Origin of the sequence: Halalkalibacter akibai JCM 9157 (genome assembly GCF_000513135.1) — a bacterium.
GTDB lineage: Bacteria > Bacillota > Bacilli > Bacillales > Bacillaceae_D > Halalkalibacter > Halalkalibacter akibai.
The window spans coordinates 90,455-106,015 of record NZ_BAUV01000010.1 but is presented as its reverse complement, the minus strand read 5'-3'; the positions used below and the strand labels follow the sequence as shown (position 1 = coordinate 106,015).

Genomic DNA, 15,561 nt, shown 5'->3' with positions numbered 1-15,561 from the left:
CCGCGTTTTCTCTTTTCGCTTGGCTTTTGTTCAGTTTTCAAAGAACTCTAATTCACCGCTCATCAGTAGCGACATTTATTATCTTAACATAACAAATCATTCTACGCAACAACTTCCGTAAAATATTATTGCAATTTGTTTAGGTTAGAACCAATTGTTAACAGCGACAAGTAAAACTATATCACACCAATTAATTCTACGCAATAGTGAAATTGAGTATTTTTTTGGGTAGATTTAATAATCTATCATAGCCCACCATCAGTAGCAAGCATTAAATTACTATTACCCTGAAATATTAAAACTAAACAACCCTTACCTTGAACCCAAAAGACGATCACCCCTCATCGGAACAATCGTCATTATACTATCTTAATTATTTAATTGCTTTACTAACCTTTAACTTCTTACCCTTAACCGGCGTGTTTTCCATCGCTTGTAACACTAATGAACCTTTTCCATTTAAGATATCAACATAGGTTAGAGATTCCTGAATTGTAATAATACCAATATCCTCTGCTGTTACTCCTGGTATTTTTGCAATCGTGCCAACAAAGTCGATCGCTCTAAGCTTTTTCTTTTTCCCACCCGAGAAGTGCAGTTTTGTAATATCCTTATTAATTCTAGCCGTTTTATTATTTTTGACAATTCTCCGACCACTCATTTTTTCTTCAAAAGCCGCCTTGCCACCTAAAACTTCATTTTGACTAGGAATTTTCGCTTGCTCAATCGGAAATCCAATATATTTTTCAATTGCATGAAGGTATTTTCCTTCATTAGATGAAACAAAGGAGATGGCTAAACCTTGATTCCCCGCACGCCCTGTTCTTCCTGTACGGTGAACATAGCTCTCCCTTTCCATCGGAACGTCAAAATTAACAACAAGCGTCACATTGTCTATATCAATCCCTCTCGCCGCCACATCTGTCGCAACAAGATAACGGAATTCCCCCGTTTTAAATCCATTCATTACAGAAAAACGCTCTTCTTGCTCTAATCCCCCGTGCAATTTCTCGCAAGAAAACTGAGCATGAGTTAAATCATTAAACACCGTATCTACTTGTTCTTTCGTATTACAGAACACAATGCAACTATCCGGATTTTCAACCGTTGCTATGTCTTTGAGTAACGCAAGCTTCCCTTCCGGCCTTACTTCAATAACCCTGTGTTCAATTAAATTCGTTGTAACACCCGAAGAGACAATTTCAATTTGGACAGGATTATTCATATATTTATGGCAAAGATTTTCAACATCTTGCGGTAACGTTGCTGAAAAAACCATTGTTACTCTGGTTTTAGGTACTTGTTTAATAATTGTCTCGACATCTTGTATAAAACCCATATTAAGCATTTCATCTGCTTCATCAATAATTAAGTACTTAATTTGATCTAAGACAAGAGTTCCTCTTTCGATATGATCCATCACTCTACCTGGCGTACCGACAACAACATGTGTTTTTTGCTTCAGTTCTTCTTTCTGTTTGGAAAAAGGTTCTTTTCCATAGACAGCAGTTGCTTTAATTCGTTTGAACCTACCAATATTCATTATATCTTCTCGCACTTGGGCTGCAAGTTCGCGAGTCGGAGTAAGAATTAAAGCTTGGGGTTTTTTCTCTTCCCATTCAATCATTTCACACACCGGAATTCCAAAGGCTGCCGTTTTCCCACTTCCTGTCTGTGATTTTACAACTAGATCTTGGTTTTCCATCGCTTTTGGAATTACTTTATCTTGAACTTCTGTAGGAGTATCGTATTTCATAACAGTAAGGGATCTTTTAATTTCATCACTTAATTGATAATGACTAAATGTTCGTTCACTCATATATTAACCTCTTTTTATTATTCTTTTTATATAGGATTCTCTTGATCCATTCATCATATGCAACTCAAATGACACACTGGTATCACTTATTTTGCAGTAAACAACAAAAAAAGGACTCTAAAACAGAGTCCTTTCATTATTATGCTTTGTTTACGTTAGTAGCTTGAAGTCCACGTTGACCTTGCTCAGTGTCAAATGTAACTTTTTGGCCTTCTTCTAATGATTTAAAACCTTCGCCTTGGATAGCTGAGAAATGTACGAATACATCGTCTCCACCTTCAACTTCGATAAAACCGAAACCTTTTTCTGCATTAAACCATTTAACTGTACCTTGTTGCATGTGTATAATCTCCTTTGTGGATCTTTGTCCACCATTTATTACTATCGTTGCTCAATTAGATATCAAAGGCGAAAAGTTTAAATACTTATTCTTTCCTTAATAGACCGAACAAAAATAACTTCTTTAGAATAGCAGGTATTTTTTAAAAATGCAACCTTTTAATGTAAACTTCCTAAAAACATTTATCATTTAACAAAAAGAGCTAACAAATTAGTTAGCTCTTTTCACTACCTTTTAAAAAGTATGAGCTAAATCTTTTGCACGCGCAATCGCATTTTCTTTAATTTCCTGAGCTTTTTCAGGCATAGCAGCATGGCCTTCTACAAAAAGCCCCTCAAAAGACGGCACTCCAAAGAATTGCATCATAATATCCAAATAGCGATGCCCCATTTCCATTGGAGCTGCAGGTCCTTCTGAATAGATACCACCTCGCGCTTGAATATGTAGGGCTTTCTTATCAGTGAGTAGACCAACAGGACCTTCTTCAGTATATTTAAACGTTTTACCTGCCACTGCTACAGCATCAATGTAAGCTTTTAGCACTGGAGGAAAGGAGAAATTCCATAAAGGGGTCACAAAGATATATTTATCTGCTCCAATAAACTGCTCGCACAATTCAGAAAGTCGACCAACCTTCGCTTTTTCTTCAGCATATAGTTGATCAAACTCCTCGCCAGATCTGAGTTTCCCCCATCCACTAAATACATCAACATCAATATGAGGAATGTCCTCTTTATAAAGATCAACATTGACAATCTCATGATCTGGATGCTCGTTTTGATAAGTGTCTATAAATGCTTTCCCTACTGCCATACTGTAAGATTGTGTGTCATCATGCGGGTGAGCTGTAATGTATAATACTTTAGCCATACTTCTCTTCCTTCCGTTATTTATTTGCATCTTAGTTATATCCTCAGCATTGAAATCCATTCTTCAACTTCAATCAAATTTAGTTAAATCAAAAAGAGATGTCTAAAAAAGACACCTCCCAGTTTAATCATTATTAACATCGTTATAAGGATTTCCACTAATGTTTATTCTCATCTCATCAGTTAGTTTAAAAGGCTCAATTGCAGTTTCACCCACAGAAGACTCAACCTTTTGTAAGCTTCCATCATAATGATTAGGCTTATTTTCCATATGTATTCACCTCCAACAACTGCTATTATAACTATATTTTACTAGTATTTTATTCCTATGCAAAGACGTTTTTTAAAAATTAAAAATATAATTAACTTGATTTTAAACAAAATGGTTTCCCGTATATTATTGGAAGTAACCATTATTTTTATGCCATTTACCTAGAAATAAACAGATCCTGAAACTTATGACTAGGTGTTCTACACCATAGGTAAGAAAAGAGAAAAGGATAGCTTAATTCTTCAATCATAATGTTATAAGCAAGGAATGGCTGTTCAAACTCACCTGTTTTCAATGGAAGCTTCTCGTATTTCCCTTTTGTGACATCATCAAGGGCTTTAGCAAGTTCAATTTCCTCTATAAATAAAAAGTTCATAATTATTTTTTCAACTATATAAAAAACGTGTATACTTACCGAATAACCAAATATATAGGGGGAATGAAAGTGGAATTTTCACCAAGGGCGATCTTTTTAGATATGGATGGCACAATCTTGAATCATTCGAACAGAGTAACGATCCATACAAAAGAAATCATTGATCAATTGCGAAACCGAGGATTACTCGTTTTTATTGCAACAGGTAGATCTTATGATGAAATAAAAGGTGTTGTACCAGATGGTTTCCAAGTAGATGGTTACATCACTTCAAATGGAATGGCAGGATACATCGGAGAAAAAACTGCGTTTGAACATTCTCTGTCAAAAGAATTAGTAGAAAGAATAATTGAAAAGGCAAGAGAAAACAAAGTATATTACGAACTCTTCCCATACGGCACAGATCGAATTACTTTAAAACAAGACCAATCATATGTAGAAGCGGAAATCAATGATCCAAAACCAGATGATGTCGGAATCAATGAATGGCTTTCTCGCAAGCAAGCTATCAAAGAAGAGATAGTTTGGGCTGATCATATAGTTGGGGATAAATATTCAAAATTCTATTTCTTTGCTAGAACAAAAGATCACATTAATAAATGGAAAAACGAACTTAATCTTTTAAAAAAAGAGATAGATTTTACAACATCCATTTCGTCTTTACATAACGTCGAAGTCATGGTAGCAAATATTAATAAGGCTACAGGTATTAAACAAATACTAGAAAAGTTCAACTTAACAGAGTCTGAGATCATGGCTATCGGTGACAGTGACAATGATATACCTATGTTAAAATTCGTACATTTCTCTGTTGCTATGAAGAATGCTCCAGAGCATATTAAAGATCTAGCTGATGACGTAACTGAGTTCACTTGTGATGAAGATGGAGTTTATCAGTATCTCAGAAAACATTTTATTCTTTAAGAAGTAAAGACGTTTTAGGAAGTCACCATTTCCTTAAGTCACGTTCCACCTTCGTGTTTAAAGCTTTGAGAGGAATAGATATTCCTCTCAAAACAATCAGAAAAGCATAGCTTTTTCATTCCCCTCTCTCTTCCAACCTCCTCACCTCTAGACCACTTTCACTTCAACATGAAATATATGTTATAGTAAGAAAAAAGGAGGTTGCCTTATGCATCCAACCGTCTGGACTTTAAATGATAATAACCAACCAATAACACTCCAAGCACAGAAATTGACGCTTTTTCAACAATGTAAGATCATAGAATGTACAGCTTCCAATGACCTGAATTACTTGCTATTTTTCTACAAAGATCAATTCCTAACAGTTCAGCCCTTAGTCAAATTTGATGGAGCTTCTTTTCTCGGTCAGGTTAAGCAATTTGGCTCACACATTCAAACACCTAATCCACTGTTTTCAAAACTACTTTCCCCTACGACAACTATATCGGTCACACCCATTACCCAACTTCTACGTAAAATAAAAATAAACTTTACCATTGAAGAATCAGTATTAATCTTTTCCTATTTTGATTCATATCTTACTGTTCTAGAACTTGAAAACCTATTAAAAGACTGCTTCTTTACCCACCGTCGCGACGGGAAAATACTAGGGGCCTATCGCCTTGCAGAAATTCTTTTTTCTAGAGGTTATAAGCAAAATTGGCTCCTTTCCACTTCACAGCATCCCGACTACAGTTCAGCTTCCAAGCATTTTCAAGCACCTCTCTCTTCCTTACTAGCAAGTGATCCGATTTATGTAGAACAAACATGCTTTCTAGATTTAGAAAACCATTATGATCTCCTGATACACCTCTATAAACAACAAAATCGTCATCTAGATTTAATGATAATCTCAATCACAAACTGGTTAAAACAGCCTAAAGCTTTAAACTATCCAAACCTTATTCAAACACTTTCTACATATCTTAACGAAGATGAACTTTTGCAATGTCTTCAGTCCCTACTTCCCACTGTTTCACCTAAATCAAGCCTTCATCAAGATGTTTATCAACGTCTCATCACGAAACAAGATTTCAAAGCTGCCGTTGATTTGCTCTTAGCCTATTCAATACAACTCTCCGAGAAAGAAACATTGAAACTCCCAGATTTATTTGAGAAGGTCTCACTTTCAACCTTAAATCTTCCTATAGATGTTACGTCTAAACGATTATTTCGTTTATTCAAGCATCACCCAATTCACTTAGAAAAGATTCTATTAACTGAACTTCCTCTCCTTTTAAAGGAGCAAAGCTTAACTCAGTTACAAACTTGGTTACAAGAAATACCCTATTCTCAAGAGTTACCTATCGTCCAGAAGATAAACGAGATGGTCAAACTAAAAGAAAACCCCGATTGTCAATTAGAGCTCGGTACACATTACTTCGATTTACAACAGTACGAACAAGCCATCGAGTGTTTTTGTTGGGACATGGAATTAAACCCAAATAGAACCGAACCCGTTCAATGGCTCGCGAAAACGTATTTCAAACTAGGAAAACACGAGGAAGGAGAATCCTATCAGCAACTTTTAAAACATAAATAAAAAAAGGGGTCTGTCCCCCAGCGCTTTAACGCACTGGGGGACAGACCCCTTCAATTTTTTCTACATTATTTAATTCAATAACAAAAACGTGAGGGCAATCAGTTCCCTATTCTCGTAAAAATAGCTATTCCTCAAGCATAAAAGGTCCACCAGGTTTGTTATAACATTTAAATTACTAGAACATACCCCACTTTTAGGCAACAGAGGCTTCTCTAGCCACTTAGAGGGTAAAAGTAAAAGATACTGCATTTGATGATATAAGGTCTTCTGTGTCCCCACCTCAAACACTACTTCACCACATTAATCAATATACTTCTCAACAAAACTCCATACACTGTTCCAATACCTTACAGGATCAACCTTTTCCGCATCACCGTGGCCCGCACCCTCGATAATAAGCTTATCTTTGTCTACAGTTGCTGCGTTATATACTTCATCTAACATTTCATATGGTACAAACGTATCGGCGTCTCCATGGATAAACAAAATAGGTGTTTGACTTTTAGCCACTTGCTCTACAGCAGAGGCTTCATATAAATCATAACCTGCACGAAAGTTAGTTACCGTGTTCGCTGCGTTTATAACAGGGAATGGCGGTAAGCCAAAAAGATCATTTAACTGATATACAAACACTTCACTCACTGAACTATAGCCACAATCCTCGACAATCACTTTAACATTTGCAGGCAAGTCCTCTTCACCTGAAGTCATCATCACAGTTGCGCCTCCCATAGAAATACCAAACAACACAATCTCCGCCTCTGGGTCTTCCTCTATCACTTGCTCAATCCAAAGCAGTAAATCTTTTCGATCATGCCATCCCATACCTATGTAATTCCCTTCACTTTCACCATGCCCACGAAGGTCAGGTGCTAAGACGTGATAGCCTCTCTCATGAAAATTTCTCGCATACCTTTTCATCGAAATCGCATCACCGGTATAACCATGAACAACGATTGCCCATTTATGATTAGCTGATTCGTTTTCATAAACATAAGCATTTAAGTTTAGGTTTAGCTTGTCCGCAGATTGAATCGTTAACTGTGTAGGCTGTTGTTGTTCCAACCACAACGCGTCTGCAAGCTCTGCTTCTTCTGCAACAGAGGCTAACACCGCTTCACTTTCTGCTAGGTTAGGATTATCCTCCATAAATTCCTTTTCCCGGTCCACACTTAACGCAAAATTATAAAAATAGTTTCCAACTAATCCGTATGCAATGATCAGGATCGCAACAACGGATCCTAGAATGATGATTATCTTTTTCATATTCTCTCTCCCGCTGATATTTTTTCAAATTCCTATCTACTTGCAAGTATACTAGATCTCTTCCATACTTGTAAAAAGAAAAAAGCCCTCTACACAGCAGTGTAAGGACTTCATAATGTACAGACTGTACAGACAATCCACTTATCTAGCATCAACCGACTGACCTTCTTTTTCCAACACTTGAATCAAATTATCTTTTAACTCTTCACAGTCACGAGGCAATGTTTTAGATAAAAGGGCGTTGACGACCTTCGCAGGAAATCCTGTTCCCGTCATATCGAGGTTAAATTCAACCTCGGTAACGCCCTCTCCTTTTGCGACCGCCTTGTATGACCCTTCACCTTTTATGCCTTCTTTCCTTGCCTCTAGTGTAAAAGCCACACGTTCTGGCATCTTTCTTTCTGTCACTGTTACTTTAAAGTCCATCGTTTTCTTGAAAATTCCCATATCTCCCTTTAGCGCCCAGACAGACACATTTTCATCAATCTCCTTAAAAGAAACATATCCTGCATACACGGGGCCCAGTTTTCCATGTTTTTAATGAAATCCCACATCGTTTCAATATTACAATTTACCTGTCCACGCTCACTTGCTGCTGGCATTCTTTTAACCCCTTTCGACTTTTTCTCAAAAGATCATATTCCAGCAAAGCTTGAAACATACATATAAACACAAATTTCGACTTGTCCTTACATTGATTAAGAACCTCTCTCTCGATGGCAAGAACTTTATAAAGAAGGCTACACTATTAGCCAATGTTACTCTTGATCAGTATGTTGCTGAATAAAAGCAATAATTCGATTTTCTACACGTGTTGATGTAACCCATAAATCTGGTTGTATGCCAATTGCTTCTTTGTTCAGCAAATCAGGATTGTAGTTGAAAAATGTTGGAGTAAACATCTCTACTTGTGTATGAGGAAGTTTCCACATCAAAGAGTTCGCACTGATGATTGCTCCTCTTGTATTTACACCAAGCACGGTTGTGTTGTTTGCTAATTTTAATTTTGAGACGAGATGCTCTGCCGCAGAAGCAGTATGATGGTCTACCAATATAAAAATATGTGTCGAATTATTCTCAACGGTTTGTTTTACCTCTTCTTCTATTTCCCATTTGGGAATAACAGACTCTTCCCAAGTCTTCACCCTAAACAAGTCGGTAAAATCATCCTCGAATGTTTGTTTTGATATTCCAGTTGATTGATAGAGATTAATTGTATCATCTATAAATGCCTTACTTGTATCTGAAAATAAATGAATCGACTGCGAACTCCAACTCAGCGGTTGATCAAAGAAAGCTTCTAGCCATTTTTCAACTAAAATCATACTTCCCCCTTCATTCCCTCTTAAATCAAGGACAAAGTAAGGCATTTCTTTAAAGTGATTAGCTGTTGAAATTAGATCATAGTAATCATAAGTAGCTCCTTCAAAAGCAAACATACTTCGCCATTGAAGCCAAGGAACACGGGCCTTTTCTGTTACCGCAAACGATTCACCTATTTGATTTCTAGGTAACTCATTTGGCATAGGTTCTAGGGTTATAACTTTTGTTTTCAGTTTACTATTTTCTTCAAAAGTAAACGTCCATTCTCTCTCTTCAGGTTTTATGTAAGTCGTAAACATTCCAGGTATTAGAACGATCTCCCCGTCGTCAGTCAATGAGTATTTTAAATAAGACTCTAAATCATTATCTCCATTTATCGTCATTAGTTTAGTCTGCTCATGATCAACTAGATAATAGTCTCCACTAGCATCCTGAAGAAAATGGACACTTTCCGAGAAATAAAAAGTATGTTCATTTTCTACAGTTGGAGAGTGATTGATATAAAAGTGAAGATCTTCGACAAAATCATAATACTCTCTCAACAGATCACTAAACTGATTTGGAGTTAGATTTGTGTCATCATCTATTTGAAGTAAGAATTCAATTAAATCATTCTTAGCATCAACAAAAGCTTGATCTCCTCCCATATATTCATATAATGCATACATATATTTTAAGGTCAGATGCAAAAATTCAACATCCTCAATCATGTTTTCCATAGTTAATTTAGGCACACTCGTATCATTGCTTATTCTTAACAACTCTAGCGTTTCTTCTGATAATTCTACTTCGGTGCTCTTTGAATAATCGTATAAATAGTATGGTGACTCTTCAAAAACTTGTTCAGTATAAAACCTGTTTTCATTTGAAATTAAAGTTAATATGTTTAAGGCCTCCTCATCAAGTGTCATAGTTTGCCTATTACTACAACCTAATAAAAAAGATACGATGAAAATTAGACAGCATAACCTTTTCATTACCTCACCCACCACATTTTTGTAAGTCTATATACCAGATCCCTATTCCTAATTTTAACAAGTCTAATAAAATCTCTCAAATGATTTAACTTTTCAAAAAAGGATGACAAGAAATCTAAAAAACTTTAAACTTATAATAAAATAGTACTTAGGGAGTCTACCACAATGGCTATAGATGATACATACGAATTAAACTTTCAAAAATTAATAGACCATTCATTAAATGCGATCATAGTACTTCGAAACAAAGAGATTATCTATGCGAATGACTCAGCTTTAGAGTTAGTCGGAATTGATAATCACTTCGACATACTTCATGTCGATTTCCATACGTTTCTCCATCCTGATTACCATGATTTATGTAAAGAGCGTCTAAGAAGGGTTAGAGAGGAATTAGAAATTGCTCAACTGTCTGAACAAAAACTAATTAAAGCAGATGGAACAGAAATAGATATCGAGATTATGGCTGTTCCCTACCAACATAAAGAAGAGGCACTTGCACAAGTTACGATAAGAGATATCAGCAAAAGAAAACAAGCAGAAAAGAAATTATATCACGCTGAGAAACTATCTGCGATCGGGGAAATATCCACAGGAGTGGCCCACGAGATCAAAAATCCCTTAACAGCGGTAAAAGGCTTCGTTCAATTGTTAAAGACTGAACACTATCATCCATATTTAGACATTGTCTCAAAGGAACTTGACAATGCAATAGCGACTTTGACTAACTTACTTCAAGTAGCCAAACCTGATTTAGAAAACGAACCCTCGGTATCTATTCATCTCACTACAGAACTAGAAGCTTTGCTTTCTCTCTTTCAAGATCAGTTTTACCGAGTTAAAGTCGAAACGCGTTTCTATCATGAGGAGCAGAGTATAATCGGAAAAAAGAACTTATTGTTGAAAGCTTTTTTTAACCTTGTAAAAAATGCCTTTGAAGCAATTGAAGGTGACGGACAACTTCTTGTTGAGCATTTTTATAAAGAGAATGCTGTTTATGTTAAAATTTCAGACACCGGTGTAGGTATTTCACAAGATAAAATAAAAAATTTAGGTACACCTTTCTTCTCAACGAAAGCAGAAGGTACTGGTATGGGCTTAACACAAGTATACAATACCATTCATAATCATAATGGAACCATTGAGGTACTAAGCGAAGTCGGCAAGGGAACTACGTTTGCCATACAGCTACCATGTGGAAACTAAAATCTATGAAAAAGCGCTGTTAATTATTACTGCGCTTTTTCATAGTCAATAATGTTGTTATTTACTTAATTTCTCCCTATCTACAGCCTGCGGTGGCTCTTCCATCCAACCATGCTTAATCATTAAATTAGCTCCATCTTCTGCATACAAACCAATCTCACCCGATAAACGCATATATTCTTTTATGAGATCACGGCGCGTACTTGTTGAAATAGCCATACCATAGTTCCCTAACCCCATTATATTCAGCAAAGCTATGTGATAAACCATTAGCTTGTCTGAAAAAGGGGCCTCAATAGAATTCATTACTTCGCTATCCCAAGTCATAGGTGTCGGGATATCTTCATTCTGTAAAATAGAATGGAATACTTTGATTTGTTTAATAGCAATCTCTTTTCCTCTTTTGAAGTAATCTCTAACATCCGGTGAACTCGCTACTTGCGAAAATCCCATAATTAATGCTTTACCAATCGCATTTGTTTGGACATTGTGGAAAAAGTGCATTATTTCGCTTGCGAGTAAAGGTTTTTGGTCACCAAACCAACCAGCTAAGAAACTTTGCTCTTTAACAAAATCAATTTTTTCTGGATAAGAAAGTATTGGTGGTCTAACATGAATCCCTTTAGATAAAGCAATATTTTTAGCTTTATTATTAATTTCTTGATTCAAGTCTAAGCAGTCATTAAAGTATTCTCGTACATCTAAGCGAGAACTCAACGCAACAGACATACCATAAGCAGCAAAACCTGATTTAGCCATCTGATCAACATAATGCAAAAATAAAGTGTCAGCCCAGAGTCTTTTTGCTTTTAGATTTACATCTTCCTCAGTAAATCCCTTTGGTATAGGGTAACTCTCCCCCTCAAAGATCACTTTAGCACCATTTACATTTTTCTTTGCCACACTTAGAGCAAATTCCAAAACAGATTTAATTTCTTGATCCTCCGCCTTCTCAACAAAGTAACTTAACACACAACTAGCCATACTGTTATTCATATAAGCAGTCCAAAGGGTTGATATTTCTGCCGACGTCAACCTGATTATTCTAGATTCCATTTACTCTCTCCTTTAAAATAATTGAGTATTTTCCTATAGTGACTTCATTAATGGAAATCTTTTATGAAGGTAACTGTAATAAGGATAGAGAACCGTTTTTATTCTTTTCAATAGTGAAGGCCTTTGTTGTTTAAAAATTAAAAAATAAGGACCTTTCAAAAATCTGCGTGTAAAAGGTAGCTTGAATTTTCTAATATAGAACCACACCGAAAAAGCGGAAAGAATCCATGTGAGAATAGGCCTTTTGTTAAAAAGCAGACTAAACACATACATCTGAAGATAAATAACACCAGACCAAAAAACGTTCCAGCCATGTTTATAGTTAATCAGGTTTCTTTTTGCTATAACCTGTTCTATTAAAGCCGATAAAATAACTGCATTAAATGTATAAATAATTCGCCTACTATTAGAAGTAGGGAGTTTAGAAAAATATAATAGCACTAATAGCGGTGCTACAAAAATCATATGTATTGCTCTTACAAGCCTCCAGTTACTATTGCCGGGGTTGAATTCCCATAACAAATGCCTTTTAAACAAATAGTAATAAAAAGCGTTGATAAAGGTAACATAGGCTAAGCTCTTATAATGCTTAGGGACAAGAGTCCATGTTCTCCTGTATAAATTAAACAAGCATAATGTCAAAACTACGACCAGTTGTTTTAATTTCATTTCAACACCCACCTCTTAGTCCTTTACCCGTTTTTCTGATCCTACTTTTTCAACAAGTGATCCCTATCAATAACTTGCGGTGGCCGTTCCATCCAACCATAATTAATCATTAACTCAAAACCATCCTCCGCATATAATGCTATATCCTTTATTCTATTTAGATATTTAGTTGCTATATCACGTCTCATACTAAGCGCAAGTGAACCTCCCATGTTTGCTAAAGAAACAGCTGATAAACTGTTGTTTAGAAACATCATTAACTGATCCGAGAATACTGGTGTTGTTACGTCTGTTATTCCTGCATCCCATGTCATCGGAACAGGTAGGGAACTTTCTTCGAATAGTAGTCTTAATGTATCAACAATATCTGTTGCTAGTTCTATCCCTCTTAATAAATACTTTTTAACCTTTTTATCTTGAGCTGTTTGGGCAAAACCAGTCAACAAGGCTTTCCCAAGAACATTGTTTTGATAATTCATAAATATATGGGCAATCTCATCAGCCGTTAAAGTCCTTCGTTCACCGAACCACCCTCTTAAAAAAGCTTCTTTTTGAATAAAATTTAATTTATGTTTATTTTCCATAACGGGAGGTCGAACATAAATTCCTTTAGATAACATCATACTTTTTGTCTCTTCTTCAATTTCAATGGAGTGCTGTAAGAACCTTAGATACAATGCTCTAATATCCTCCCTAGTAGAAGAAGATAACGATAATCCGTTAGCGGATACACCATTTTTCCCAAGATTTTTTAGAAAGTGAAGAACAAAAATATCCGAATATAACTTAGGAGCATCCACATCCACATCTTCCTTGGAATAACCTCTTGGTACTTCGTGCCCTTCGCTTTTAAAAATGCTGGTTAAATCATTCAAATGTTCTTCTGAAAAAACAACTGCTTTATTGACGATAGGTTGTACATCTGTATCTTCAACCTTTTGCAAGAAATACTTTAATAAAGGTAAGGAGCCACTTTCTTGCATATAACTAGCCCATATAGAGCCTAATTCTGCAGATGTGAGTGATATGTTTGAAACTTTCATTCAAAAGCCTCCCTATGTAAACTAGTTAGGATTATCATCATCTTAAATTGTACAAAATATGTATTCTCACTTTCAGAATTGTTATATGCATGTATAAAGTTTTTAAACATTCTCAAAGTACTTATTTAACCTACCAAAAATGGTAACCATAATACTTGGAAGGACCTAGTTAGAAATCCAGAAAAATAGTCCTACCTTAAATCTATACTTTCTTCCTAGATGATCCGTTAAATCCACAATCAACCATTACTTATTCCCCAATTATCCTTCAAACCCCCTAAAAACCTGTGTTTCTTACATATAGATAAGTAAGAGACAATTATTTAATTTACTAAAATACATAACAGATAGGAGATTAACCAACATGATATCCAACATACCTTACTCTGTCCAAAATCCACTAATCCCGAAGCCAACACAGGTCTTTAAAGCCCGAGATCGTCGCCAAAATCAAACAAAATGGACCCAAACCTTTAAAGAGGTAAAACGACAGAAGGAAGAAACACTTTCACCGAACATACATATCTATGATGAAAATGGCTCTGGAACATTAGCCTTAAGAAAAAACAGTGTCTTGTTTGATGTAAGAGTTTAGCTTGACAGCATAACTACATATTGCGAGGACACCAGAGCCCTTAATCAGCGTTTTCAGGAGTAAAAGTACTATAAAGCCTTTATTAACCTATTTCTAACGTGAAACTCCTGTTATTATTAGCACTAAAGACTCCTGTGTCCTCACACCCTATAAAAGTATTGTTTTTTGCGCAAATAAGAGCCTTGGCGTCCGCCAAACATTTGTTTCGAATACTTACAAATCGTTCATAGTAATTAATCATCCCACAAAAAGCATTCACAAAAAGACCGAATCTCTACACGATTCGGTCTTTTCCAACTTATTATTCGTCTTCTCCAAACACACCCATGCTCAAATATCTCTCACCTGTATCAGGCGCAATACAAACGACCGTTTTCCCTGAACCTAACTTCTTGGCAATAGAAATTGCAGCAAACACCGAAGCACCCGAAGAAGGACCAACTAGAATTCCCTCTTTTTTCGCTAAGTCTCTCATTGTATGAATAGCTTCCTCATCGGCAATTTGAACAATTTCATCATAGACATCTGTGTTCAAAATGCTCGGGACAAAACCTGGGCTCGTTCCCACTAGCTTGTGCGGACCTGGTTCTCCTCCTGATAAAACTGGTGATCCCTTTGGCTCGACAACAGCAATGTGAATATGCGGAAGATGGTCACGTAACGTTTCACCTGTACCCGTAATGGTTCCGCCCGTACCTGCTGTTGCGACGAAAGCATCTAGCTGTTGTTTCGTTTGCTCCAAGATTTCCACCGCTGTTGTTGTTCGATGAATATCAGGATTAGCATGATTTTCAAATTGCTGGGGAATAAAACTACCTGGAATCTGCGCTTTTAACTCTAACGCTTTCGCAATCGCACCAGGCATACGTTCACTTGCAGGAGTTAGATACACCTCCGCCCCGTACGCTTTTAAAATATTAATTCTCTCTTTTGATGAATTGTCAGGCATAATGAGAATTGACTTATATCCTCTTGCTGCTGCCATCATCGCTAAGCCAATTCCCGTATTTCCGCTTGTCGGCTCAATAATCGTATCTCCAGGCTTAATCAACCCTTGTTCTTCAGCTGTGACAATCAGACTGTAAGCTGCACGATCTTTAACACTTCTAGAAGGATTGAAATACTCTAGCTTTACATAAACGTCTGCCGCTCCGTCAGGAACGATTTTTTGTAAACGAACAAGAGGGGTTCTCCCTACTAGCTCACTCATATCATTAAACACATTCGTCATTTTTGATTCTCCTA

15 protein-coding genes are annotated in these 15,561 nt (G+C 36.3%); 4 read left to right on the top strand and 11 right to left on the bottom strand.

The window, feature by feature from the left end; translation table 11 throughout:
• Positions 1-373: 373 nt before the first annotated feature.
• The 5 genes from JCM9157_RS08410 to JCM9157_RS08395 form a co-directional block, all read right to left on the bottom strand.
• Positions 374-1,819: a DEAD/DEAH box helicase gene (locus JCM9157_RS08410; RefSeq protein ID WP_035663818.1), complete on the bottom strand. Its 1,446-nt coding sequence runs from the start codon at positions 1,817-1,819 to the stop codon at positions 374-376.
• A 139-nt stretch (positions 1,820-1,958) separates the two neighbouring features.
• Positions 1,959-2,159: a cold-shock protein gene (locus JCM9157_RS08405; RefSeq protein ID WP_035663816.1), complete on the bottom strand. Its 201-nt coding sequence runs from the start codon at positions 2,157-2,159 to the stop codon at positions 1,959-1,961.
• 234 nt (positions 2,160-2,393) lie between these two features.
• Positions 2,394-3,029, bottom strand: coding sequence for an FMN-dependent NADH-azoreductase (locus tag JCM9157_RS08400; protein ID WP_035663815.1), 636 nt, complete (start codon positions 3,027-3,029; stop codon positions 2,394-2,396).
• A gap of 123 nt (positions 3,030-3,152) precedes the next feature.
• Positions 3,153-3,299, bottom strand: a complete 147-nt coding sequence (locus JCM9157_RS24890; protein ID WP_162831758.1) for a hypothetical protein — start codon at positions 3,297-3,299, stop codon at positions 3,153-3,155.
• 157 nt (positions 3,300-3,456) lie between these two features.
• Entirely contained in the window at positions 3,457-3,675 is a 219-nt protein-coding gene (locus tag JCM9157_RS08395) for a hypothetical protein (RefSeq protein WP_035663814.1), read from the bottom strand.
• A 69-nt stretch (positions 3,676-3,744) separates the two neighbouring features.
• Here JCM9157_RS08395 and JCM9157_RS08390 point away from each other — a divergent pair, with 69 nt between their 5' ends.
• A complete protein-coding gene (locus JCM9157_RS08390; protein ID WP_148296834.1) occupies positions 3,745-4,599 on the top strand; it encodes an HAD family hydrolase in 855 nt (284 codons plus the stop codon).
• Positions 4,600-4,807: 208 nt separating this feature from the next.
• Positions 4,808-6,181, top strand: coding sequence for a hypothetical protein (locus JCM9157_RS08385; protein ID WP_035663812.1), 1,374 nt, complete (start codon positions 4,808-4,810; stop codon positions 6,179-6,181).
• A gap of 300 nt (positions 6,182-6,481) precedes the next feature.
• On the opposite strand, the gene JCM9157_RS08380 is transcribed toward JCM9157_RS08385, so the two are convergent.
• The 3 genes from JCM9157_RS08380 to JCM9157_RS08370 form a co-directional block, all read right to left on the bottom strand.
• The gene (locus tag JCM9157_RS08380) at positions 6,482-7,447 is read right to left on the bottom strand and encodes an alpha/beta hydrolase (protein ID WP_035663810.1); all 966 of its coding nucleotides are present in this window, start codon (positions 7,445-7,447) and stop codon (positions 6,482-6,484) included.
• A gap of 141 nt (positions 7,448-7,588) precedes the next feature.
• The gene (locus tag JCM9157_RS08375; protein ID WP_035663809.1) at positions 7,589-7,921 is read right to left on the bottom strand and encodes an SRPBCC family protein; all 333 of its coding nucleotides are present in this window, start codon (positions 7,919-7,921) and stop codon (positions 7,589-7,591) included.
• Positions 7,922-8,205: 284 nt separating this feature from the next.
• The gene (locus JCM9157_RS08370; RefSeq protein WP_035663808.1) at positions 8,206-9,747 is read right to left on the bottom strand and encodes a S41 family peptidase; all 1,542 of its coding nucleotides are present in this window, start codon (positions 9,745-9,747) and stop codon (positions 8,206-8,208) included.
• 165 nt (positions 9,748-9,912) lie between these two features.
• Here JCM9157_RS08370 and JCM9157_RS08365 point away from each other — a divergent pair, with 165 nt between their 5' ends.
• A complete protein-coding gene (locus tag JCM9157_RS08365; protein WP_035663806.1) occupies positions 9,913-10,953 on the top strand; it encodes an ATP-binding protein in 1,041 nt (346 codons plus the stop codon).
• A gap of 57 nt (positions 10,954-11,010) precedes the next feature.
• On the opposite strand, the gene JCM9157_RS08360 is transcribed toward JCM9157_RS08365, so the two are convergent.
• Together JCM9157_RS08360 and JCM9157_RS08350 are read right to left on the bottom strand one after the other, a co-directional pair.
• Complete coding sequence (locus tag JCM9157_RS08360) at positions 11,011-12,009, bottom strand: DUF3231 family protein (RefSeq protein ID WP_035663805.1); 999 nt, start codon at positions 12,007-12,009, stop codon at positions 11,011-11,013.
• A 710-nt stretch (positions 12,010-12,719) separates the two neighbouring features.
• Complete coding sequence (locus JCM9157_RS08350) at positions 12,720-13,721, bottom strand: DUF3231 family protein (RefSeq protein ID WP_035663802.1); 1,002 nt, start codon at positions 13,719-13,721, stop codon at positions 12,720-12,722.
• A gap of 364 nt (positions 13,722-14,085) precedes the next feature.
• Here JCM9157_RS08350 and JCM9157_RS08345 point away from each other — a divergent pair, with 364 nt between their 5' ends.
• Entirely contained in the window at positions 14,086-14,316 is a 231-nt protein-coding gene (locus JCM9157_RS08345; protein ID WP_035663801.1) for a hypothetical protein, read from the top strand.
• Between the two features lie 301 nt (positions 14,317-14,617).
• Here JCM9157_RS08345 and cysK read toward each other — a convergent pair whose 3' ends face one another.
• On the bottom strand, positions 14,618-15,547 hold the full coding sequence (cysK, locus tag JCM9157_RS08340; RefSeq protein ID WP_035663800.1) for a cysteine synthase A: 930 nt from the start codon (positions 15,545-15,547) through the stop codon (positions 14,618-14,620).
• Between the last annotated feature and the right edge of the window lie 14 nt (positions 15,548-15,561).